Origin of the sequence: Pseudoalteromonas sp. MB47, assembly GCF_011319765.1 — a bacterium.
In the GTDB taxonomy this organism is placed as follows: domain Bacteria; phylum Pseudomonadota; class Gammaproteobacteria; order Enterobacterales; family Alteromonadaceae; genus Pseudoalteromonas; species Pseudoalteromonas simplex.
In genome coordinates, this window is the sequence record NZ_VFBD01000021.1 from 129,556 (window position 1) to 151,826 (window position 22,271).

The 22,271-nt window shown below is 41.3% G+C and carries 21 protein-coding genes and 1 pseudogene; 17 read left to right on the forward strand and 5 right to left on the reverse strand.

All coding sequences use genetic code 11. The features are described 5' to 3' along the window. Positions 1-71: 71 nt before the first annotated feature. Positions 72-1,598, reverse strand: a complete 1,527-nt coding sequence (locus IMPJCBKJ_RS12140) for a response regulator (RefSeq protein WP_054551072.1) — start codon at positions 1,596-1,598, stop codon at positions 72-74. A 51-nt stretch (positions 1,599-1,649) separates the two neighbouring features. Then, a complete protein-coding gene (locus tag IMPJCBKJ_RS12145) occupies positions 1,650-2,057 on the reverse strand; it encodes a DUF2721 domain-containing protein (RefSeq protein WP_054551073.1) in 408 nt (135 codons plus the stop codon). A gap of 86 nt (positions 2,058-2,143) precedes the next feature. On the opposite strand from IMPJCBKJ_RS12145, the gene IMPJCBKJ_RS12150 reads away from it, so the two are divergent. From IMPJCBKJ_RS12150 to tsaD, 3 genes are all read left to right on the forward strand, one after another. Further along, on the forward strand, positions 2,144-2,509 hold the full coding sequence (locus tag IMPJCBKJ_RS12150; RefSeq protein ID WP_054551074.1) for a DUF2007 domain-containing protein: 366 nt from the start codon (positions 2,144-2,146) through the stop codon (positions 2,507-2,509). Beyond that, a complete protein-coding gene (locus tag IMPJCBKJ_RS12155; protein ID WP_054551075.1) occupies positions 2,493-3,083 on the forward strand; it encodes a YjaG family protein in 591 nt (196 codons plus the stop codon). The genes IMPJCBKJ_RS12150 and IMPJCBKJ_RS12155 overlap by 17 nt, the downstream gene beginning before the upstream one ends. Positions 3,084-3,145: 62 nt before the next feature. Further along, on the forward strand, positions 3,146-4,159 hold the full coding sequence (gene tsaD, locus IMPJCBKJ_RS12160; protein WP_054551076.1) for a tRNA (adenosine(37)-N6)-threonylcarbamoyltransferase complex transferase subunit TsaD: 1,014 nt from the start codon (positions 3,146-3,148) through the stop codon (positions 4,157-4,159). Positions 4,160-4,168: 9 nt separating this feature from the next. On the opposite strand, the gene plsY is transcribed toward tsaD, so the two are convergent. Continuing rightward, positions 4,169-4,771 carry a glycerol-3-phosphate 1-O-acyltransferase PlsY gene (plsY, locus tag IMPJCBKJ_RS12165; RefSeq protein WP_082389157.1) on the reverse strand — a complete coding sequence of 201 codons (603 nt, stop codon included), beginning with the start codon at positions 4,769-4,771 and terminating at the stop codon, positions 4,169-4,171. 227 nt (positions 4,772-4,998) lie between these two features. On the opposite strand from plsY, the gene folB reads away from it, so the two are divergent. The 8 genes from folB (at position 4,999) to IMPJCBKJ_RS12205 (ending at position 11,153) form a co-directional block, all read left to right on the forward strand. Then, positions 4,999-5,355 carry a dihydroneopterin aldolase gene (folB, locus tag IMPJCBKJ_RS12170; RefSeq protein ID WP_138599658.1) on the forward strand — a complete coding sequence of 119 codons (357 nt, stop codon included), beginning with the start codon at positions 4,999-5,001 and terminating at the stop codon, positions 5,353-5,355. A 2-nt stretch (positions 5,356-5,357) separates the two neighbouring features. Then, positions 5,358-5,846: a 2-amino-4-hydroxy-6-hydroxymethyldihydropteridine diphosphokinase gene (gene folK / locus IMPJCBKJ_RS12175; RefSeq protein ID WP_138599659.1), complete on the forward strand. Its 489-nt coding sequence runs from the start codon at positions 5,358-5,360 to the stop codon at positions 5,844-5,846. Continuing rightward, positions 5,843-6,646, forward strand: a complete 804-nt coding sequence (locus tag IMPJCBKJ_RS12180) for an undecaprenyl-diphosphate phosphatase (RefSeq protein WP_166340553.1) — start codon at positions 5,843-5,845, stop codon at positions 6,644-6,646. Before folK ends, IMPJCBKJ_RS12180 begins: the two co-directional genes overlap by 4 nt. Before the next feature lie 159 nt (positions 6,647-6,805). Beyond that, positions 6,806-8,149 (forward strand): UDP-N-acetylmuramate:L-alanyl-gamma-D-glutamyl-meso-diaminopimelate ligase, encoded by a 1,344-nt coding sequence (gene mpl, locus IMPJCBKJ_RS12185; RefSeq protein ID WP_054551080.1) that lies wholly within the window; start codon positions 6,806-6,808, stop codon positions 8,147-8,149. Positions 8,150-8,171: 22 nt separating this feature from the next. Next, the gene (locus IMPJCBKJ_RS12190; protein ID WP_054551081.1) at positions 8,172-8,795 is read left to right on the forward strand and encodes a flavin prenyltransferase UbiX; all 624 of its coding nucleotides are present in this window, start codon (positions 8,172-8,174) and stop codon (positions 8,793-8,795) included. Further along, on the forward strand, positions 8,792-9,721 hold the full coding sequence (locus tag IMPJCBKJ_RS12195; protein WP_166340578.1) for an ABC transporter ATP-binding protein: 930 nt from the start codon (positions 8,792-8,794) through the stop codon (positions 9,719-9,721). The genes IMPJCBKJ_RS12190 and IMPJCBKJ_RS12195 overlap by 4 nt, the downstream gene beginning before the upstream one ends. Beyond that, positions 9,721-10,488: an ABC transporter permease gene (locus IMPJCBKJ_RS12200; protein ID WP_054551083.1), complete on the forward strand. Its 768-nt coding sequence runs from the start codon at positions 9,721-9,723 to the stop codon at positions 10,486-10,488. The genes IMPJCBKJ_RS12195 and IMPJCBKJ_RS12200 overlap by 1 nt, the downstream gene beginning before the upstream one ends. Then, positions 10,488-11,153, forward strand: coding sequence for an SAM-dependent methyltransferase (locus tag IMPJCBKJ_RS12205; protein WP_166340579.1), 666 nt, complete (start codon positions 10,488-10,490; stop codon positions 11,151-11,153). Before IMPJCBKJ_RS12200 ends, IMPJCBKJ_RS12205 begins: the two co-directional genes overlap by 1 nt. Here IMPJCBKJ_RS12205 and IMPJCBKJ_RS12210 read toward each other — a convergent pair. After that, positions 11,150-13,000 (reverse strand): GGDEF domain-containing protein, encoded by a 1,851-nt coding sequence (locus IMPJCBKJ_RS12210; RefSeq protein WP_138599663.1) that lies wholly within the window; start codon positions 12,998-13,000, stop codon positions 11,150-11,152. The genes IMPJCBKJ_RS12205 and IMPJCBKJ_RS12210 overlap by 4 nt on opposite strands. A gap of 248 nt (positions 13,001-13,248) precedes the next feature. Between IMPJCBKJ_RS12210 and panP the strand changes: the two genes are divergently transcribed. After that, the gene (gene panP, locus IMPJCBKJ_RS12215; protein ID WP_166340580.1) at positions 13,249-14,877 is read left to right on the forward strand and encodes a pyridoxal-dependent aspartate 1-decarboxylase PanP; all 1,629 of its coding nucleotides are present in this window, start codon (positions 13,249-13,251) and stop codon (positions 14,875-14,877) included. Positions 14,878-14,899: 22 nt separating this feature from the next. On the opposite strand, the gene argE is transcribed toward panP, so the two are convergent. Continuing rightward, the gene (gene argE, locus IMPJCBKJ_RS12220; RefSeq protein WP_166340581.1) at positions 14,900-16,051 is read right to left on the reverse strand and encodes an acetylornithine deacetylase; all 1,152 of its coding nucleotides are present in this window, start codon (positions 16,049-16,051) and stop codon (positions 14,900-14,902) included. A 221-nt stretch (positions 16,052-16,272) separates the two neighbouring features. Here argE and argC point away from each other — a divergent pair, with 221 nt between their 5' ends. The 5 genes and pseudogenes from argC (at position 16,273) to argH (ending at position 22,098) form a co-directional block, all read left to right on the forward strand. After that, on the forward strand, positions 16,273-17,283 hold the full coding sequence (gene argC / locus IMPJCBKJ_RS12225; protein WP_166340582.1) for an N-acetyl-gamma-glutamyl-phosphate reductase: 1,011 nt from the start codon (positions 16,273-16,275) through the stop codon (positions 17,281-17,283). Next, entirely contained in the window at positions 17,283-18,041 is a 759-nt protein-coding gene (gene argB, locus IMPJCBKJ_RS12230) for an acetylglutamate kinase (protein WP_138599667.1), read from the forward strand. The genes argC and argB overlap by 1 nt, the downstream gene beginning before the upstream one ends. A 7-nt stretch (positions 18,042-18,048) precedes the next feature. After that, positions 18,049-18,969 carry an ornithine carbamoyltransferase gene (locus IMPJCBKJ_RS12235; protein WP_054551090.1) on the forward strand — a complete coding sequence of 307 codons (921 nt, stop codon included), beginning with the start codon at positions 18,049-18,051 and terminating at the stop codon, positions 18,967-18,969. Positions 18,970-18,978: 9 nt separating this feature from the next. After that, positions 18,979-20,181, forward strand: coding sequence for an argininosuccinate synthase (locus tag IMPJCBKJ_RS12240; protein ID WP_166340583.1), 1,203 nt, complete (start codon positions 18,979-18,981; stop codon positions 20,179-20,181). Positions 20,182-20,233: 52 nt separating this feature from the next. Further along, positions 20,234-22,098, forward strand: a pseudogene (gene argH / locus IMPJCBKJ_RS12245) (argininosuccinate lyase). Positions 22,099-22,271 lie beyond the last annotated feature (173 nt).

Below are 22,271 nucleotides of genomic sequence, written 5' to 3' on the forward strand. Positions count from 1 at the left end.
TTTACATCACGAGAGGCATAGTAAAGTATTGTACCCGTATTGGGAAGTACTTGTTTTACAGAAAAGTTACATCAATCAGGATAACGTTCCTTAATTTCTAAGAAAAGCGCTAAATTTTCAAGTAGCTGATCGACTAAAATTGGATCAAAATGTTTCCCACGTTGCTCTTTTATCAATGAGAGAGCATCATCGAGTGGCCATGCTTTTTTGTAGCATCGGTCACTGCAAAGTGCGTCAAATACATCTGCAATTGCAGTAATTCGACCAACAATATCGATATTATCACCAATTAGTCCTTGTGGATAACCAGTTCCATCCCATTTTTCATGGTGTTGGTAGGAAATTAAGGCCCCACAGTTTAATATTTCGTTTGTTGAGTTTTTTAGTATTTCATAGCCAGTTTCGGCATGAGTTTTCATTATTTCCCATTCTTCATCAGTGAGTTTACCAGGCTTATTTAGAATCTTGTCTGGAATACTAATTTTACCAATATCATGTAATGGTGAAGCCAGTTTAATGATTTCACAGCGGAACGAATCCAAGCCATATAATTTTGCGAGTAACTCACTGTACAAAGCGACACGTTTAACATGTGAGCCAGTTTCCTTTGAGCGCTTTTCGACTGCTTCGCCAAGAATATACGACAACTCTTTTTGTGACTCTTTGACCATTTCTCTAAGCTTTAAGTTGTCATAAGCAAGTGCGATATTATTGGCGTAAAATTCTAGCAGTTGATAGTCTGTATTTTGCAGTTTTGAACCTTTATTGACATACAACATAGTTTCAAGGCCTGCTTTTGTTGGAAAGTAGCCAATGTAATCTGTGCTGTTTTTTAAAGACGATTTTCTTTCATGTGCATCAATAAATAAGTTTTTTACATCCTCAGGAATTTTATTTTTACATGGAGTTGGCTCAACACCTGAAGCGGCAAGTAATTGAAAGTCATTAGCTGGCGATGATTGCAGGTTAACCGCAGCGGCACAATATATTTCTCTGTCACTTATCCCCATTACGTTAGTAACATGGTTTAAAATTGTGGAGGCAAACTCTTGCACACTATCACATTTCAGGAAATTGGCTGAGGCATTGATAATTTGTTCGAGGCCATGTTTATGATGATCAATAATCTGAATATCACGATGTGAACGTAGCGCTGAATAGAGCAAAGTTTTCATTTTTATCGCGGTGAGCTCAGTTTTATTTTTGTAATCATTGATATCGTAATCACGAATGATGGCTTCTTCAGGGGCTTCCCCAGGCTGACCTGTACGCAGTATTAAACGTATATCATGGTTTTCTATTTCATCGCGGATGTATTGAATGAGATCGAGGCCTGCGTGGTTTGTTTCCATTACCACATCAACAAGCGCCACTGAAAATGGAGTACCTTTACCTAAAAGCTCTCTCGCTTCAGCAGCAGAATAGGCATGATAAAAGCGAAGCGCTTTATTTTCAAAAGTGAACCCAGCTAATACTAGTTTCGTAACTTGATGAATATCTTCTTCATCATCAACAACAAGAATATGCCAGTATTCAGCCTCTTCCGTACCTACATTATTTTCTTCTAAGGATTCTTCAGAAAATAAAAAATCATCCACAAAAGCACCACTTATTGTTGTATCTCATACAATAAGTATAGAGGGTGAATTTTACTCTGCCTTATCTGAAAGAGGTTTTTTTTCGATATTTTTCAATTCAATCTCGATTGCATCGCAAGAAATGTGGATCTCATACAAAGAGGTGAGAAGCGACAAGGCTAAGCACGCGAGGCTGATGCCAAATAAAATGATTCCAGTAGTATTAAATTCTATAAATAATGCAAACATTGATAAGGTACACATTAAAAAAGAGGCAACACCATAAACTTGCATTACGCGAATTAATTTAATGCGTTTTCTTAAATTGGTTATCTGTGCAACAACTAATGGGCGGATACTTTCCCCTTCACGCGCATTAAGCTCTCGAATAAGCTGAGCAAGCACCAAAAAACGGTTGGTGTAAGCAAGTAACAGTAAAGAAATTGCTGGGAATAACAATCCCGGTGTTGTTAAAGTCATGTGGCTACCTTGAAATAAGCATTGCAGCGAAGTTAGTTGCTAGCGTAGTTTAGGATTTAAAGATAGAAAAGTAAAAGGGAAGTGATTTGCAAAACAGTAATTTAAATCAACCTGCGAAGCAGGACCCATTCACTTGGGTAAAAGTGTTTCAGGCTGAAAATGGCTTAGAGGCAAACATTATTAAAGGGCTTTTAAAAAGTAAAGGGATCGAATCGCAACTGCAAGGTGAGCTTTTGCAAGGGGCGCTTGGGGAGATCCCATTTGAACAAACAGGGGTCGATATACTTGTTTACGCATTAAAAGAGCGCCAGGCGCAAGAAATATTGCTAAACTACCGGCAATTAAAACAATCGGCTCCTGACTGGGTATGCCCAAAATGTCATGAGCTTAACGGAGCAACATTTGAAATATGTTGGTCTTGTGGGACTGTAAAGAATGACGAAAGCGAATAATTTTCAACGTATTAGAGAATTAAACTATTTGCAAAAAGCGGTATTAGGTGGCGCATTACTTGAGCGTATGTTGCCTAATTATAGCTTATTTAGTGAAGCAACAGGGTTCGGTGATGCCGCGGTTTTTCGTAGCGCATTGAGTGTTTGCTGGGAAAAAATCTTACTGCCAAAAAGTAAAATCAGCCTAGAAAAGCAAATTGAGAAAATTGAGCCAAACGTGCCAGAGCTTACTGACTTTGACATGTTTGGCACCTATCCTGCAATCGATACTGCGACAGCTTTGCTTGGCATGCTGCACGGTTTGATAGCCAAAGATGAACAAGAGTTTTTAAATATTAGTAAAATTTCACAGGCTTCAGTGGCTCGTTTCATTGAATATCAACTAACAGTGGATGGTGAAATTGCTGATAACAAAGCTGTTCGTGAACACCCTTTAATGCAGTATGAAATTGATGTGCTTGCAGAGCTTATTGATTTTGTAGAGCAAATGGGCCGAATTACCTCAGAGAACGTAAAAGAGCTTAAGCAACTTGCGGTATCTGACGGTCAAACCAATATTGGTATTGCAATTTAATATTCAGTAATGCGTATTTTCACTGTAAAATACGCATTTGTTTTTTCTTGGCGGAGTAATTGATGCGAATTTTAGGTATTGAATCATCATGTGATGAAACGGGTATTGCCATTTATGATGATGAACAAGGCTTATTAGCACATCAACTGTATAGCCAAGTAAAAGTACATGCTGATTATGGCGGTGTGGTTCCTGAGCTTGCTTCACGCGATCACGTACGTAAAACCTTACCTTTGATTGATGCAGCCTTTGCACAAGCGGGTTGTGGTCCTGAAGACTTAGATGGCATTGCATACACCGCAGGCCCTGGACTTGTTGGTGCACTTCTGGTGGGAACTTCTATTGGTCGCTCATTGGCCTATGGTTGGAATATTCCTGCTGTTGCTGTACATCATATGGAAGGTCACCTACTTGCGCCAATGCTTGAAGAGGACAAACCGGAATTTCCGTTTATCGCACTACTGGTGTCTGGCGGCCATACTATGATGGTAAAAGTATCTGGCATTGGTGAATACGAAGTGCTGGGAGAGTCAGTTGATGACGCGGCTGGTGAAGCATTCGATAAAACCGCGAAGTTATTAGGTCTTGATTACCCTGGTGGCCCACGTTTAGCAAAACTTGCGGAGCAGGGTACGCCTAAGCGTTTTGTATTTCCACGTCCGATGACTGATAAACCCGGCTTAGATTTTAGTTTTAGTGGTTTAAAAACGGCGGCATCGCTTGCTATTCGTGATAGCGATGATGATGAGCAAACCAAAGCTGATATAGCTCATGCATTCCAAACAGCGGTAATTGATACCTTAATTATTAAATGCAAACGTGCATTAAAGCAAACCGGTATCAAACGTTTAGTGATCGCCGGTGGTGTGAGTGCAAACGTGCAATTGCGTGCGCAACTTGAACGAGTAATGCAAGGCATGAAAGGGCGTGTGTATTACCCGCGCACAGAGTTTTGTACAGATAACGGTGCAATGATTGCTTACGCTGGTATGCAGCGCTTAAAGGCAGGGCAGTTTGCTAGCCTTGATATGAAAACTAAGCCGCGCTGGCCTATTGATTCACTCGAAGCGCTTTAATTTACATCACTATTCCTGCTCTGGGGCTTTCTTCTTAGCCCCTACTTTAGGTTCTTCCCCAGCCATCAAGCGAGTAATGTTTGCTCTGTGGCGGAAAATTATCAGTACGGTTAAAAAGGTAACTGGCAGAGTATACAAAGGTTTTATCCACCAAGTATAAATAGGCGCTAATGAGACCGTAACCAGTGCCGCGAGAGATGAGTAACGCGTGATAGCAACAATTAAAAGCCAAGTTGTAATCAACATCCCCCCTAGCGATAAACCAATGGGTAATAACGTGCCAAAAGCGGTCGCGACGGCTTTACCACCTTTAAAGCTAAAAAACAGTGGATACATATGGCCCAAACAAGCAGCTACACCAATTAAACCTAACATTAGTGGCTCTATCTTTAAAAAGTAAGCACCCCAAACAGGAATGGTTCCTTTTAAAATATCAAAGACAAGAACTAAAACAGCGGGGACTTTACCACCAAGGCGATAAACATTTGTAGCACCCGGGTTATTCGATCCATGACTGCGTGGGTCTGGTAGTTTAAACAGCCGAGATACAAGGATAGCGGAAGAGACCGAACCTAGTATGTAAGCCAAAACTAACATTAAAACTTCTAACACGCGCTTCCTTATTTTTTAATCTGCACTTTTGGGCTATCATTGGCGGCAAAACCATTTGCCACTCTCGTCGAGTCGGATGTAAGCACCCTATGCAATGCATCTATTCGTTATTGTAGGGGTAATTTTTACATATTAAAACAGTATGACAGCTTATATAGCGCATTATTAAAATTAATAAGCGTTAAGGCTGAGTATTGTTTTTAATATTTATGTCGCTTGGAGTATCAATGGACAAGGTATATATATCACAACTGCACGTAGACACCATCATTGGCGTGTATGATTTTGAAAAAGAAAGTAAACAAAGCCTGTATTTTGATATCGAAATGTTATGTGATATTTCTGCCGCAGCGGCGACAGATGATATAAATTTGGCTCTTGATTATGCCAAAGTGAGTGAGCGAGTGATTGAGCACACAACGGCAAAACCTGTTGAGTTACTAGAAACTTTAGTTGAGCAATTAGCTGCCATTATTTTAGCTGAGTTTGCGACCAGCCAAGTCACTATTCGCGTGAGTAAACCAGCCGCAGTGCCACAAGCGCAAACTGTTGGAGTTGAGATCACCCGATGTAAGGCAAATTAGAGATGGCGCAAATTTTTATAAGCCTAGGTTCTAATGTCAATAAAGAGCACTATCTTCGACAGGCGCTTATCGCGCTGAAAGCTTACTTTCCTGATTTTATTCATTCATCAGTATACGAAAGTGAAGCGGTGGGGTTTGCAGGTAGTAATTTTTATAATTCAGTTGTTGCAGCAAAAACAGATATGCCATTAGCTGAACTATGTAAATTACTGAAAAAAATTGAACTTGATAATGGCCGCACCCGTGAAGATAAAAAGTTTAGCCCGCGCACATTAGATCTCGATTTATTGTTTTATGATGACATTATCTGTGAAACACCTGCGCAATTACCGCGGGATGAAATAACCAAAAATGCGTTTGTATTACAGCCTCTTGCTGAAATAGCGCCTGATTTTTATCACCCCGTAGCTAAGCTAACTTTGGCTGAGTTATGGAAGAATTATAACAACCCCCAACAAAAACTATGGAAGGTGGAGTTTTCTAACCCATGAGTATTATTGAGATAATTGTTTTAGCCCTGATCCAAGGATTGACTGAGTTTTTACCTATTTCGAGCTCAGCGCATTTAATTTTACCCTCACAAGTTTTAGGTTGGCACGATCAAGGCTTAGCATTTGATGTGGCTGTTCACGTTGGAACCTTAGGTGCAGTTGTATTGTACTTTAGAAAAGAAGTGGTCGATATTCTTGGTGCTTGGTTTAAGTCGTTTGGTGCACAAGGTGCAACCGATGATAGTCGTTTAGGCTGGTGGATTATTGTTGCGACTATTCCTGCATTATTAATTGGTTACTTATTCAAAGATTTTGTAGAGAGCTACTCGCGTAATGCATGGGTTATTGCCACCTCAACCATCGTATTTGGTTTGCTACTTTGGTATGCCGATGCTAAAGCAAAGCAAGTTAAAAATATTTACCAAGTAAACTTTTTTAGTGCGCTATTGCTGGGCTTTTCACAAGTGCTTGCTATGGTATTCCCTGGTACATCCCGTTCAGGTATTACTATTACAGTGGGTTTAATGCTGGGCCTAAACAAACAAAGTGCTGCGCGTTTTTCATTTTTAATGTCAATTCCAGTTATTGCTGCAGCAGGTTCATATTATGTGTATCAGTTGGCTACTGCAGGTGAGGCGATTGATTGGAATGCAATTTTACTAGGCGCTGGCTTATCTTTTATATCTGCGTATGCGTGTATTTTCTTTTTCTTAAAAGTGATTGAGCGCATGGGCATGATGCCATTTGTTATCTATCGCTTACTATTAGGTGTTGGTTTGTTTGCATTCTTAATGCTGTAAACAGGCTTTAAACTTAATTTAAAAACACCTCACGTTGAGGTGTTTTTTTATGTTGGCTATTTGGCAAAAGTCTAATGCCGTGTAGTAATGGTAAGTAAAGCTTATATTTGGCATTATAGCGCCTTACTTATCTCTTATTCATTTTGCTCAGGACAGTAGATGCATATTCATATTCTTGGAATTTGTGGCACCTTTATGGGTGGTATTGCCGCAATCGCTAAATCGTTAGGTCACACAGTGACAGGCTCTGATCAAAATGTGTACCCGCCGATGAGCACACAATTAGAAGAGCTAGGTATAAAGCTCACTCAAGGATATGACGTTGCCCAACTAGAACCTGCGCCAGATATGGTGGTAATTGGTAATGCTATGAGTCGGGGCAATCCTTGCGTTGAGTACGTACTTGATAAAGGCTTACCTTATACTTCTGGCCCAGAATGGTTAAAGCATAATTTACTGCAAAATTCGTGGGTGTTGGCTGTAGCAGGCACACACGGCAAAACAACCACTGCTAGTATGCTAGCATGGTTACTTGAATACGCTGGAATGACACCGGGCTTTTTGATTGGTGGTATCGTGCAAAACTTTGGTGTCTCTGCTCGTGTTGGCGAAACACCATTTTTTGTTATTGAAGCCGACGAATACGACACGGCGTTTTTCGATAAACGCAGTAAATTTGTACACTACTTACCGCGTACCTTAATTCTGAATAATCTTGAATTTGATCATGCTGATATTTTTGAAGATTTAAACGCGATAAAGAAACAATTTCATCATTTGATGCGTACATTACCCTGTAGTGGCAAAGTAATTTGGCCAAGCCAAGACGAAGCACTACAAGATGTGATTGAACGTGGCCTTTGGAGCGAAAGCGAAACACTGTTAGGTGATTGGGATTACCGCTTACTTAAAGCTGATGGTAGTGAATTTGAAGTGCTACTAGATTCACAAGTACAAGGTGTTGTCAGCTGGCAAGCCATGGGCGAGCACAATGTCAAAAATGCCATAATGGCCATTGCAGCAGCCAGACACGTAGGCATCGCGGTATCAGTCAGTATTGCAGGCTTAGCTGAGTTTATCTCTCCTAAGCGTCGTATGGAGCTGAAAGCCGACATTAACTCAATAAAAGTGTATGACGACTTTGCCCATCATCCAACAGCAATTAAAACGACCTTAGCAGGGCTACGTGCAAAAGTAGGCACTGATAAGATAGTTGCTATTTTAGAGCCTCGTTCAAACACTATGAAAATGGGCGTGCATCAACAAACCTTAATTGATTCACTCGATGCAGCAGATGATGTGTATTTATTTGAGCCAGAAAATTTAAGCTGGTCGCTGAAAGAATATGCAGACAAAGCAGGTATGCATTGCATGAAAAGCACTGAGGAAATCATTACTCAGGTTGTTGGCAACAGTGCGCCGTCACAACATATTTTAATTATGAGTAATGGTGGTTTTGAAGGTATTCATCAGCGTTTAATCACTGCTCTTGAACAAAACTAACCAGTATACGGAGCTTAACTGTATGCAATTTAAAGATAAAATAACGTTAGCTTTTAGCGGTGCCTCTGGGGCTCCTTATGGCTTACGATTATTAGAAGTATTACTTGAACAGCAGTTTCAGGTGTATGTATTGATTTCAAGTGCGGCAAGAGTGGTCTTTGATACAGAATCGAATATCAAACTTTCGGGTAATGAAGACAAAGCGACAGAGCAACTGAGTACACTTTTTAATGCCGCTCCTGAGCAACTTAAAGTATTTGGTAAAGACAACTGGTTTAGCCCTGTTGCATCTGGCTCTGCTGCGCCGAAAAAAATGGTGGTATGCCCGTGTAGTGCAGGTTCAGTATCTGCAATTGCGGTCGGGGCATCAGATAACTTACTCGAACGCGCCGCTGACGTGGTCATTAAAGAGCGTGGGCAGCTGATTTTAGTCCCGCGTGAAACGCCATTTAGCGAAATCCACCTTGAAAACATGCTGAAGCTAGCACGACTAGGCGTAACTATTATGCCTGCGGCACCGGGCTTTTATCATCAACCAGAGCAGATTTCCGATTTGGTTGATTTTATGGTGGCGCGAATTTTAGATCATTTAAACATTGAACATACTTTGACGAAACGTTGGGGTTATGGAGAGGGCAAACAGTGAGCGAAAAAACGATCGCATTAAATATTGAAGGCCTAAAAAAGGTTTATAAAAATGGTGTTGAAGCCGTAAAAGGCATTGATTTACAAGTTCAGCAAGGCGACTTCTTTGCCTTACTTGGACCAAACGGGGCAGGTAAATCAACCACTATTGGTGTTATCTCATCGTTAGTGAATAAAAGTGCCGGTCGAGTACAGGTATTTGGTCACGACATTGATACAGACCTTGAAGCAGCTAAGTCAGAACTTGGCTTAGTACCGCAAGAATTTAATTTCAGTCAGTTTGAAACACTAAATCAAATCTTAGTTAACCAAGCAGGCTATTACGGTGTACCAAGAAAGCTGGCGCATGAGCGTGCTGAAAAATACTTAAAGCAGCTAGGCTTATTTGAGAAAAAAGATAAACAAGCGCGCACCCTTTCAGGTGGTATGAAGCGTCGTTTAATGATTGCTCGTGCACTGATGCATGAACCTAAATTGCTTATTTTAGATGAACCAACAGCCGGTGTTGATATTGAGCTACGCCGCTCTATGTGGGATTTTCTTCGCGAGATAAATAAGCAAGGTGTGACCATCATCTTGACTACCCATTACCTTGAAGAGGCTGAGCTGTTATGTAAAAACATCGCGATTATCGACAGCGGTGTGATTGTTGAAAACACCACCATTAAAGCGTTACTTGCCAAGCTTGATAAAGAAACCTTTGTACTGGATTTAAAGCAACCTGTGCAGCCAATTAGCATCGACGGTTACAAATACACACTGACTGACGACCACACTTTAGAAGTTGAAGTGGCGAAGTCTCAGGGCTTAAACCAAGTATTTAGTGCCTTGAGCGAGCAAGGTAACACAGTGCTGAGTATGCGAAATAAAGCAAACCGTTTAGAAGAGCTGTTTGTAGGGTTATTAGAACAAGGGCGAGGCGAATAATGTTTAAATATGGAGTAGCGCTAAAAAGTATTTGGATCAAAGAGTGTATTCGCTTTTTACGTATTTGGGTGCAAACCTTAGTTCCGCCGGCAATCACGATGAGCCTGTATTTTGTGATTTTTGGTAATCTGATTGGTTCTCGTATCGGTGATATGGGTGGCTTTACTTATATGGAGTTTATTGTCCCGGGTCTGATTATGATGTCGGTGATCACCAACTCTTACTCGAATGTTGCCTCGAGTTTTTATTCGACTAAATTTCAAAAAAGCATTGAAGAGCTTTTAGTTGCACCAGTGCCAAACTACATCATTGTACTTGGCTACATGGGCGGTGGTATGACACGAGGCATGCTGGTTGGTTTAATTGTTACCTGTGTCTCTTTGCTATTTGTTGATATTCAAATTCATAATATTTTTGTGATTATGGCTACGGTTATTTTAACGTCGGCTGTGTTTGCATTAGGCGGACTTATCAATGCTATTTATGCTAATAGCTTTGATGATATTAGTATTATCCCGACCTTTATTTTAACGCCGCTGACTTATCTAGGTGGGGTGTTTTACTCTATCACCTTGTTGCCAGAATTTTGGCAAGGCGTATCGCAAGTAAACCCAATTATTTATATGGTGAATGCATTTAGATATGGCTTCTTAGGTGTGTCTGATGTCGACTTATCGGTAGCATTTGGTGTACTTGGTTTATTTATTGTGGGGTTATTTACCTTAGCATTAACCCTTATTAAACGTGGTGTGGGGCTTAGACACTAATGACGGATGCAAATTCGAGAAGTATTGTATCGAATCAACCTGGCTTACATGAAAAGCTAGACGAAATTGTTTTAAAGCACTTAAGTGCTGAATTTAAAAAGCCGATTGCAGAGCATACGCAAGCGGCTTTTGATCAGGTAAACGAAAAGGTGCAAGCGTTTGCAGGGCCTATTATTCTTGATTCCTGTTGTGGGGTAGGTGAAAGCACCGCAAACTTAGCAAAGCGCCACCCAGATGCGTTAGTGATTGGCATTGATAAATCATCACATCGTCTAGATAAGCATGATATCGAATACAAGCAAACAGATGCGGGGCAGTACATTTTAGTGCAAGCTGATTTAAACGATTTCTGGCGCTTGGCGGTGGCTGCAAACTGGCAACCTAGTCATCATTACCTGTTGTATCCAAATCCTTGGCCAAAAGCAAAGCACTTGCAAAGACGCTGGCACGGCGCTGCAATTTTTCCGTACATCGTTAAATTAGGCGGCCGCTTAGAGCTCAGAAGCAATTGGGATATATACGTAAAAGAGTTTGCTCGCTCATTAGAGCTTGCAGGGCATAAGTGCGATGTTGAGCTGTATGAAAGCGATACTGCAATTACCCCATTCGAACGTAAATATTGGGCCAGTGGTCAACAAAGCCACCGCTTGGTGATCAACCTTTAATGAATATAGGGAGTTGGCGGTGCAAAATGACTCCCTTGCATTAAAGTAACACCTGCACGAGCAAGCGCGTCTGCTATTTGTTCGTTATCAACTTGCTCAGCGATTACATCTAATTTTAGTTGCTGAGCGTATTTCACCAAGTTTTCAATAAACAGATAGTTATCTTTATTAGTATGAATTTGGCTTACCAATCCTTTATCTAATTTCAAGCCATCGATCTCAAGCTTCCTAATGTGAGGTAAGTTTGAAAAGCCTGCGCCAAATTCATTAATAAAAACCTGAGCACCTTTATTCTTTAAAGTGCTAATAAAGGTTTTTATTTCACCAAAGTAAGCAATCGCATCGCGTTCATGGAATTGAAAGATAATATTATGGGGTTGCGGATAACGCCTTAGCTGTAATTCAAAAAACTCGCTCAAGCTTGGGTCAAGGATATCCTGTGCGGTAATGTTGATACTCCAGCGTACATTGGTTTTCCTAAATTGCTCAATACAACGAGTAAATATAGTACGTCTCAAGGGGCCATCCATGCGTGAGCGCTTTAGTACCATCATAAAGTAATCAGGTGCGTGAATACGACCAGTTGAACTTACCATTCTGGCAAGGCATTGATAATGATCTACGGCCTTACTTTGGTTGTTATAAATAGCTTGAAAATAAGGTACTATGCGATTGTTATCGAAGGCTTCTTTGACTTCTTTAGCAAGGAAAACGTTACTTTTAAATTGTTCTTCAACTTGTTTAAAAACATTTTCATAGCGTATTAAACGCTGATTGTTTAATTTGGCCTGCTGAAGTGCTATGTGGGCGTTTTCTATCAGTAATAATTTATTACCTGTAGCGACACCTGCGGATAAGCTGACATAAATAAACGGTTCTTTCAGTGCTGGGATCGCATTGTTAAAAGCGTTTATTACTTCGTCGATATTATGCTCATCAGTATGAGTACGTAATAATGCGATTTTATTGGTTGTTAAGCGGTAAATACCGCCATCACGAGGTATACGTGATTGAAAGTACCTAAGTATGTTAGCCATCACTTTATCACTCACTTCACTGCCATAAAAACTGCTGATGTCTTCAAGCTCGTTGATGATGATAATCGCCAATTCCATACGGTGTTTGGTCGTTTTCTTTATGTGATATTCAAGGGCAACATGATTAGCAAAGCCAGTGCGTGCGTCTGTTGATAGCGAGCGTTTAAGCTGTAAGAAATATAATCCTGCTATAAGTAATGCAATAAAGAAGAAAAAGCTACTGGTAACCATCGCCCTTGTAACGCTTTGCTGAAGCTGCTGGTTTAAGTCACTTATAGTAATGTCTGCGCCAGTTATATAAGTTTGGCCATTATCATCGACAAAAGTAACAAAGATACTTTTAAAATACCCCCATTGATCCTGCGATATTTCAAAAACGGGTTCGGTCGAATAAAAGGCTTCTTTGTTAAGTTCTGTCGCTTCGGGGTAGGCATCTAAAAACTGTGTGACACGACCAGTGTTTTGATCTTTTTGAGTGTAACTTGAGGCGCTAAAGTAGACTTTGTCATCGCGAAGGACCATTGCATACACATAAGCAAGTTGCATTTGCTTTGCGTACTCTGAAAGGGCAAGACTCTTTTCTTTGTAGGTAGAACTGGAAATAGGTAGACCAGCATTGACTGTATTATGGTAGTCATCACCTAGGATATGCTTGACACTGACCGCGGCATTTAGCAATTTGCTATCGATATTTGCCATGATCTCACTACGTGTGGTTTCATAGGTATAATAGATATAGCCAAATAAACTAATAAAAAAAACGGCGAAACCATATAGCAGCCAGCTAGTTTTTTGCATTCCTTTGGGCATAAACGTTCCCTTTGCGGTTATCGTTTGATTATACTTAAAAAATACTTCTCTGATAGTATAAATTGACCGCAAATTTCATCAATAAATCATTTTTTTGTCATCGAAATTATGCCTTTTTAGCTTTATGCGAGACATTTTCGTGATATTCCAGTAAAGTTAGCCAATTTCGTAGCAACAGTGCCGCAAAAGTGTTCACCAAGATGTCCCATCATCAGGTGCATTTTTAGCTGCTAATTATGGGTATTAGGATGGATCAAAAGCGTTGTGCCGTCGCCTCCAAAGAAAGCTTGATTCGTATTTTTACGGTGCCAGAAGCACCAGACTCGACATTAAGTAAAATCGAATCTGAAATTTCTAGCAACTTAGCTGGGTTCTTAAATGAGAATATAGCTGCAATTGAAAAGCCTTTGCACGAAATTGAAAAAGACTTTCAAACGGCCACTATCCCAGAAGAGCCAACCTTTGTTTCTGATTATGCTCAAGATATTATGGAGCAGTTGGTTGCTCATTCAGTGCACACTGCTGCACCAAGCTTTATTGGTCACATGACCTCAGCGTTACCGCATTTTGTGTTACCGCTTTCTAAATTAATGGTCGGTCTAAACCAAAACCTAGTAAAAATTGAAACTTCAAAGGCATTTACGCCACTTGAAAGACAAGTTTTGGGCATGATGCATCACCTTGCTTATGGTGAAGACGACAGCTTTTATAGCAAATGGATGCACAGTGCGAAAACGTCATTAGGCGCATTCTGTTCAGGTGGCACTGTCGCTAACATTACCGCCTTATGGATTGCCCGCAACCGTTTATTAAAAGCCAATGGTGACTATAAAGGCATTGCTGCACAGGGTTTAATCGCGGGAATGCTGCACTATGGTTACAAAGGCTTAGCTGTGCTTGTTTCTGAGCGAGGCCATTACTCATTAGGCAAAACCGTTGACCTACTGGGTATTGGTCGCGATAACATTGTCGCAATCGCAACCGGCGAAAATAATAAAGTCGATGTCGATGCGATGCGTAAAAAGGCCCATGAGCTTGAAGCGTCTGGCATTAAGGTAATGGCACTTGTGGGTGTTGCTGGTACGACTGAAACGGGCAGCATAGATCCACTCAATGAAATGGCTGATTTAAGCGAAGAACTAGGTTGTCATTTTCATGTTGACGCTGCATGGGGCGGTGCAACCTTACTTTCTTCAAATTACCGCCGCCTTTTAAGCGGTATCGAACGCGCTGATTCAATTACCATTGATGCTCACAAACAAATGTATGTTCCAATGGGAGCGGGTCTGGTGTTATTTAAAGACCCTGCTGCGACGGATGCTATTGAGCATCATGCGGAATATATTCTTCGTAAAGGCTCAAAAGATTTAGGCAGTCATACCCTTGAGGGCAGCCGCCCAGGTATGGCAATGTTAGTGCATGCTTGCTTACGTGTTATTGGCCGTAAAGGTTACGAGATGCTAATTGATCGCAGTATCGTGAAAGCGCGCACTTTTGCCGATATGATCAAGCAGGATGAAGATTTTGAATTAATCTCTGAGCCTGAACTTTGCCTATTAACCTATCGTTACGTACCAAAAGAAATCCAAGCGAAACTGAAAGGTGCAGACGAAGAAACTAAATTAGATATTTACGCTTCGTTGAATCGCTTTACTGCAAGCATGCAAAAGCGTCAGCGTGAAGCGGGTCGCTCTTTTGTATCACGTACACGTTTAACACCTGCAAAATATGACCATCAGCCCACCGTGGTTTTTCGTGTTGTATTAGCCAACCCGTTAACCTCTAAAGCAATTCTAAAAGATATTTTAGCGGAGCAAAAAGAGCTGGCGAAAACCGACCCGGTATTTAAAAAATATTTAAGTAAGTATATGGATTAACAAAGGGAGCGTGATGCTCCCGTTATTCACTAAAGCAGCTTGCTTTAATCATGTTACTGATAATCGCTTGTGATGGTTTAATTTTTTCCATCGCCAAAAACTCATCTGGCTGGTGGGCTTGGTTAATTGAGCCCGGTCCCATGACGATGGTTTCGCAGCCAAGCTGTTGAATAAAAGGGGCTTCTGTACAATAGTTTACAGCGACAGCGGGTTGACCTGAGATTTTTTCGGCCAGCTTTACAAGTGCTGTATCAGTGCTACCACTAAATGCTGGGATAGGTTCATGCATGTTGATAACGCTCACTGCATTTGGGTATTGGGCATTAATCTCTTCTGCGGCTGTTAGCAAAATCGCTTGTAGTTCTTGCACACTTAAACCAGGTAAAGGCCGCATATCAATGTGCATTTCACAACAACCACAAATGCGGTTGGCATTATCGCCACCATGAATATGACCAAGGTTCAAAGTAGGGTACGGAATTTCAAAGTGCTCAACTGAATATTTATTCTTTAATTCTTCTTTGATGATTAACAGTTTTGTAATCATTTTATGCATGACTTCGATGGCGTTTAAACCACGTTCAGGATCAGAGCTATGGCCTGAGCGACCAATTACGCGGATCGCTGTACTCATATGACCTTTATGAGTAAATACCGGTGTCATATCTGTTGGCTCACCAATAATACAGCGCGCTGGTTTTAAGTCTGGGTGACGGCAAATTTGTTGCGCACCTGCCATTGTGGTTTCTTCATCGGCTGTGGCTAGGATTAAAAGTGGCTCTGTTTGCTTAGTTTCATCAAGCTCGCTGATAGCCTGTAGTACAAAGGCAAAAAAGCCTTTCATATCAATACTACCTAAGCCATAAAGTTTATTGTCATGCTCGCTGAGTTTAAATGGATCGTAGTTCCAGCGGCTATCATCAAATGGCACAGTATCAGTATGACCTGCAAGCATTAAACCGCCATCTCCTTTACCGCGTTTAGCTAATAAGTTGTAACGGCCTTTGCCGTTTTCAAGCTCTGTTATTTCACATGTAAAACCCAGGCTTTCGCACCAGTCTGCGAGCAAGGTAATTACCCCTTTATTGCTCATGCACAAAGAATCTTCAATCGCACTAATTGAAGGGGCAGCAATTAGCTGCTGATACATAGATATAAAAGAGGGTAGCGACATAAAAAAATCCAAAAATAATTATTCAATCTAATTGCATAACAATATAAAAGTATTTATGATGAATATCAATTCACTTTTTGAGCATAAATATTAGTAAAGCTGTACGATGAACACGAAACGACGATAACCTGATTTGATTACTTTAGACAGTGTTTTTATTCGCAATTGAGCGAGTAATTTTAGGCGTATCGATAAACAGATTTAATAGGTAAAAGTAAGCAATGAATGTAGTGATTATTGGCGCAAGTGGTTATAGCGGCGCAGAGCTAGCAAGTTTAGTTGCTAAGCACCCCAAACTGACCCTACAAGCATGTTATGTGTCTGAAGGGAGTTTAGATAAAGGCAAATTATTAAGCGATTTATACCCTGAGCACCTTGGATTGTTAGAGTATCCACTACAACCTCTAACAGCTGAGGCTTTCCAAGATATCGAAAGCAATGCTGACTATGTATGCCTGTGTACTGATCACAAGGTCAGTGTTGATCTTGCTCCGAAATTTTTAGCCATGGGTAAAAAAGTATTCGACCTATCTGGTGGTTTCCGTTTAGCTGGGAATGAGGATTACCTGACTTATTACGGTTTCGCACATGAACACCCTGCGCTTTTAGAGCAAGCAGCGTATGGTTTAGCCGAATGGAATAGCGATGCAATTAGTAAAGCGGACCTTGTAGCTGTAGCGGGTTGTTACCCAACAGCGGCTCTTAATTCTTTAAAACCACTTAAAGAAGCAGGGCTATTAGCTGATCAAGCCATTATTGTTAATGCGGTGTCAGGTGTTACAGGCGCTGGCAGAAAAGCCAGTGTTAACACGCACTTTTGCGAAGTGTCACTTGCTCCTTATGGCTTGTTTAACCACAGACACACACCTGAGATTGAGCAGCACCTTGGTCACCCTGTGTTATTCACCCCACATTTAGGTAATTTCCCTCGCGGAATCTTAGAAACTATTTATGTGCAATTAAAACCAGGCGTAACAGTAGAGCAAGTGAGCGCGGCGTATCAAGTGTTAGCTAACGAGCCGTTAATTCGTTTACTTGGCAATAAAATTCCAAGCATTAAAGGCGTCGCTAAACAACCATTTGTTGATATTGCATGGCAGCAAAAAGGTGAGCAACTCATCGTTATGTCAGCGATTGATAACCTTCTAAAAGGCGCAGCTGGGCAAGCATTACAGTGTATTAATTTAGCCATGGGTGAACCTCACCACACTGGTTTGGTAGGAGCGCTGTAATGAAAACTTGGATCATTAAAGTCGGTGGTGCTGTGTTAAATAGCGCAGATGCCGCAAAAGCGCTTTTTGATGTTTTAGCCTCTGAACAAGATAACTTTGTTATTGTTCATGGTGGTGGTGCCTTGGTTGATGCTTGGCTTAAAGACGCCGGCTTTGTAACTGCAAAACATCAAGGTTTACGTATCAGCCCAAATGAGCAAATGCCATATATTGTTGGTGCTCTTGCCGGTTGTGCCAATAAACAATTGATGAGCCAAGCAATCAGCGCTGGCCACAAACCTGTTGGTTTAAGCCTTTATGAAGCGGGTGTACTGGTATCTGAAAAACTTAAAGTATTGGCGCAAGTAGGTCAGTGCTCAGGTAGTTGTGACAGCGTGCTACCTAGCATGCTTGAACAAGGTCGTTTACCTCTAGTGAGCTCTATTGGTTTTGGGGAAGATGGCCAATGGTACAACGTCAATGCAGATGAAGCTGCAGCGGCTATCGCTAAAGAGCTTAATGCAGAACTTATTTTTATGACAGATGTAGAGGCTGTGCTTGATGCCAATAAGCAGCCACTACATCAACTTAATACGCAGCAAATCGAAACACTTATCCTTGAAGGAGTTATTCAGGGCGGGATGGAGGTCAAAGTAAAGACCAGCCTTCTTGCTGCCCAACATTTACGACGTGGTGTGTATATCTCAAGCTGGCTGAAGCCAGAGAACTTAGTCGCTTTATTAAAAGGCGAGCATGTAGGAACGAAAATTACACCATAGGTATTTCATGTTAAAAAATTTCTTAAATGGTCTTGAATTAGACCAAAAAGGCGCACTTAAATTACTAAACTTAGCGCAAAAAATTAAAGCAAACCCAACAGACTTCAGCCAAGCATTAGCGGGCAAATCAGTGGTTACCTTGTTTGAAAAGCCAAGTTTACGTACTCGTTTATCATTTGATATTGGTATTAATAAACTGGGTGGTCACGCAGTTTATTTAGATTCACAAAATGGTGCCATGGGCGCTCGTGAATCGGTTAAAGATTTTGCTCTTAATATCTCAACTTGGGCTGATGGCATTGTTGCTCGCGTGAATGCGCACAAAACACTGACCACACTTGCTGAATATTCATCGGTGCCTGTTGTTAATAGCCTATGTGATTTATATCACCCATGCCAAGCACTTGCTGACTTTTTAACGCTGCAAGAAGTGCATGGCGATGTTAGCAAACTAAAGCTTGCTTACTTAGGTGAAGGTAACAACGTCACACACTCTCTAATGCTATTAGCAGCCAATTTAGGCACTGATTTTGTTGCAGTTTGTCCTAAAGGCAGTTCGCCAGATTCGCAAATTCTCAAGCAAGCAGAGCAAATTGCAGCAATGAATGGCGCGTCTGTTATGGTGAGTGACAGAATTGAGGCGGCAGTTGGCGCAAATGCAGTCTATGCTGATACCTGGGTTTCAATGGGTGATAAAACACCGCTTGAGCAGGTAAAAGCTAAATATATGCCTTATCAGCTTAACCAAGCCCTATTAGAGAAAACCGGTGCGCAGACTGTACTGCATTGTCAGCCAGCGCATCGTGAGTTTGAAATTACCTCTGAGGTAATGGATGGTCCAGCATCAAAAATTATTCAACAAGCAGAGAATCGTATGCACGCGCAAAACGCTCTACTTGTCACATTATTAAATCCAAATTTTGTTTAAGGAACACCAATGAGTTCAATTAAAAAAGTCGTATTAGCCTATTCTGGTGGTCTTGATACATCGGCAATCGTGCCATGGTTAAAAGAAAACTACGGCTGTGAAGTAATCGCGTTTGTTGCTGATGTAGGCCAAGGCGCAGAGGAGCTTGAAGGCGTTGAAGAAAAAGCCATTGCTTCAGGTGCGTCGGAATGCCATATCGTAGACTTAAAAGGCGAAATGGTCAGTGATTATATTTACCCAACTTTAAAAACGGGTTCTATTTACGAAGGCACTTATTTACTAGGTACGTCTATGGCGCGTCCAATCATTGCTAAAGCGCAGGTTGAAATTGCCCGTAAAGTAGGTGCTGATGCGCTTTCACATGGTTGTACTGGTAAAGGTAACGATCAGGTGCGTTTTGAGTCATGTTTCGCAGCCCTTGCACCAGATCTAAAAGTGATTGCACCATGGCGTGAGTGGGACTTATCAAGCCGTGAATCATTACTTGATTACTTAGCTGAGCGTAATATTCCGTGTTCTGCGTCAGCTACGAAAATTTATAGCCGTGATGCGAATGCTTGGCATATTTCTCACGAAGGTGGTGAGCTTGAAGATCCATGGTGCCAACCAAGTGATCAAGTATGGACATGGACTAACTCGCCAGAGCAAGCACCTAATGAAGCAGAATATGTAACATTAAACGTTGTTGAAGGTGAAGTGGTTGCTGTTAACGGTGAGTCATTAAAACCATATGACTGCTTAGTTAAATTAAATGACATTGCTGCGCCGCATGGTGTGGGTCGTGTTGATATCGTAGAAAACCGTTTAGTGGGTATGAAGTCGCGTGGCTGTTATGAAACACCTGGAGGCACTGTGATCATGGCAGCTCTTCAAGCGATTGACGAGTTAGTGCTAGATAAATCAAGCCGTAAATGGAAAGAAGTGCTTGGTGGTGAGTTCTCTCATTTAGTCTATGATGGTCGTTGGTTTACGCCATTAAAAGACTCGATTCTTGCAGGTGCTGAATCACTGTCTAAGTTAGCAACGGGTGAAGTAGTACTTAAGCTTTATAAAGGCCAAGTCACTGCGGTACAGAAAAAATCACCGAATAGCTTATACAGCGAAGATTTCGCAACCTTCGGCGAAGATGATGTATATGACCAATCTCATGCAGAAGGTTTCATTCGTTTATTCTCGCTTTCAAGCAGAATCTCAGCACTAACGAAAAAGTAATTTAATTATTGCCCTGCATTGCAGGGCAATAGCCGAATTTGGAGACAGTTCAATGGCACTATGGGGCGGACGTTTTTCTACGGGTCCAGATGAAGCGTTTAAACAATTCAACGATTCACTTCCTTTTGATTATCAACTTGCAGAGCAAGACATTATTGGTTCAGTTGCTTGGGCTGGGGCGTTAAAACAAGTAAACGTTTTAAACCAGCAAGAATACGATGACTTAGTTGCAGCACTTAATAAGCTGTTAGATGAAGTTAAAGCAAACCCACAAGCAGTTGCTGTAGCAGGGCATGAAGATATTCATTCTTATGTTGAATCAGCACTGATTGATAAAGTGGGTGACCTTGCTAAAAAGTTACACACTGGTCGTAGTCGTAATGACCAAGTTGCAACAGATTTCCGCTTGTGGTGTCGTGATACAGCTGAGCATATCCTTGCAGCAATCGCAGAGCTGAAAGGTGAGTTTATTGCCTTAGCTGAGCGTGAGCTTGGCACTATTTTACCGGGTTACACACACTTACAGCGTGCACAACCTGTGTTATTTAGTCATTGGTGTATGGCTTATGTTGAAATGCTTGAGCGTGATGAGAGCCGTTTAAGCGATGCCAAAAACCGTATGAACTATTGCCCACTTGGTAGCGGTGCATTAGCCGGTACTGCGTACCCAATTGATAGGCAAATGCTTGCCGAAGGGTTAGGCTTTAATGGTGCCACACGCAATAGCCTTGATGCTGTATCAGATCGTGATTTTGTGGTTGAGCTATTAAGCTGTGCATCGATTTCGATGATTCACTTATCGCGTATGGCCGAAGATTTAATTTTCTATAATTCGGGTGAAGCGGGCTTTATTGAGCTTTCTGATGGGGTAACATCAGGCTCTTCACTAATGCCGCAAAAGAAAAACCCAGACGCACTAGAGTTAATTCGTGGTAAAACTGGCCGCGTTTTTGGCGCATTCAGTGCCATGATGATGACACTTAAAGCGCTACCACTTGCTTACAATAAAGATATGCAAGAGGACAAAGAGGGCTTATTTGATGCGATGCCAACTTGGCTGGCATGTATTCATATGGCGCAAGCGTGTATCAAAGGCATTAAAGTTAATGCAGATAAAACATTAGCAGCTGCAAAAGGTGGTCACTCAAATGCGACTGAACTTGCTGATTATTTAGTGGCTAAAGGTATTCCATTTAGGGAAGGTCATCACATTGTTGGTACGCTCGTGCAAATGGCTATTGCACAAGGGAATAACTTAGAAGATTTAAGTTTAGAGCAATTTAAGTCAGTGCATAGCATTTTCGAATCAGATGTATATCCTGTATTAGAAATAGACGCCTGTATTAAAGCAAGACAAGCGCAGGGTGGTACCTCTCTCGAGCAAGTAACAAGTGCCATCAAATACGCAAAAAAAAACAGCAAATAGCGGTACGTGACGCAACCTTAAATGATGTTGAGTCTATCGCTAAGCTTATTCAGCATTGGGCTACGGTAGGTGAAAACCTACCACGAGCTAAAAGCGACATGATTCACTCAATTAATGAGTTTGCTGTCACTGAAGTTGAAAACCAAGTTGCTGGCTGTGCCTCGCTTTATATTTACGATACTGGCCTTGCTGAAATTCGCTCGCTCGGGGTGGACCCCGAATCACGAATTGCCGGGCAGGGACGTCAACTTGTTGAACATTTGCTAAAAAAAGCCAAAAGCTTGGCGCTTAGTCGGGTAATTGTTCTGACAAGAGTGCCAGAATTTTTTGCAAGCCAAGGTTTCAGCTTTTGTAGCAAAGACAGTTTGCCAGAAAAAGTGATCAAAGATTGTGAGCTTTGCCTTCGTAAAGATAATTGCGATGAAGTGGCAATGGAATATATTTTAAAGCCAAGTAATAGCGCGGTGATCCCGTGTAAACACGTGGCTTAATTTTCCCTGGATAGGAAAAACGCACGGTTACCCCTGTGCGTTTTTTTATGTCTGAAATTTAGATTTACTGACTTTTATGATCAAAATGATCAACTTTTGTAAAAGTTGGATCGTTAATTGCTTTTATTATCAATGCGGTGGCAACGTCGCGATGAAGTATAAAAAAGCGTCAA

Excerpts from the sequence above, each read along its gene's own strand:
- IMPJCBKJ_RS12145 (WP_054551073.1), bottom strand. The coding sequence starts at position 2,057 with ATGACTTTAACAACACCGGGATTGTTATTCCCAGCAATTTCTTTACTG.
- IMPJCBKJ_RS12155 (WP_054551075.1), top strand. The coding sequence starts at position 2,493 with ATGACGAAAGCGAATAATTTTCAACGTATTAGAGAATTAAACTATTTG.
- tsaD (WP_054551076.1), top strand. The coding sequence starts at position 3,146 with ATGCGAATTTTAGGTATTGAATCATCATGTGATGAAACGGGTATTGCC.
- folB (WP_138599658.1), top strand. The coding sequence starts at position 4,999 with ATGGACAAGGTATATATATCACAACTGCACGTAGACACCATCATTGGC.
- folK (WP_138599659.1), top strand. The coding sequence starts at position 5,358 with ATGGCGCAAATTTTTATAAGCCTAGGTTCTAATGTCAATAAAGAGCAC.
- IMPJCBKJ_RS12180 (WP_166340553.1), top strand. The coding sequence starts at position 5,843 with ATGAGTATTATTGAGATAATTGTTTTAGCCCTGATCCAAGGATTGACT.
- mpl (WP_054551080.1), top strand. The coding sequence starts at position 6,806 with ATGCATATTCATATTCTTGGAATTTGTGGCACCTTTATGGGTGGTATT.
- IMPJCBKJ_RS12190 (WP_054551081.1), top strand. The coding sequence starts at position 8,172 with ATGCAATTTAAAGATAAAATAACGTTAGCTTTTAGCGGTGCCTCTGGG.
- IMPJCBKJ_RS12200 (WP_054551083.1), top strand. The coding sequence starts at position 9,721 with ATGTTTAAATATGGAGTAGCGCTAAAAAGTATTTGGATCAAAGAGTGT.
- IMPJCBKJ_RS12205 (WP_166340579.1), top strand. The coding sequence starts at position 10,488 with ATGACGGATGCAAATTCGAGAAGTATTGTATCGAATCAACCTGGCTTA.
- IMPJCBKJ_RS12210 (WP_138599663.1), bottom strand. The coding sequence starts at position 13,000 with ATGCCCAAAGGAATGCAAAAAACTAGCTGGCTGCTATATGGTTTCGCC.
- panP (WP_166340580.1), top strand. The coding sequence starts at position 13,249 with ATGGATCAAAAGCGTTGTGCCGTCGCCTCCAAAGAAAGCTTGATTCGT.
- argE (WP_166340581.1), bottom strand. The coding sequence starts at position 16,051 with ATGTCGCTACCCTCTTTTATATCTATGTATCAGCAGCTAATTGCTGCC.
- argC (WP_166340582.1), top strand. The coding sequence starts at position 16,273 with ATGAATGTAGTGATTATTGGCGCAAGTGGTTATAGCGGCGCAGAGCTA.
- argB (WP_138599667.1), top strand. The coding sequence starts at position 17,283 with ATGAAAACTTGGATCATTAAAGTCGGTGGTGCTGTGTTAAATAGCGCA.
- IMPJCBKJ_RS12235 (WP_054551090.1), top strand. The coding sequence starts at position 18,049 with ATGTTAAAAAATTTCTTAAATGGTCTTGAATTAGACCAAAAAGGCGCA.
- IMPJCBKJ_RS12240 (WP_166340583.1), top strand. The coding sequence starts at position 18,979 with ATGAGTTCAATTAAAAAAGTCGTATTAGCCTATTCTGGTGGTCTTGAT.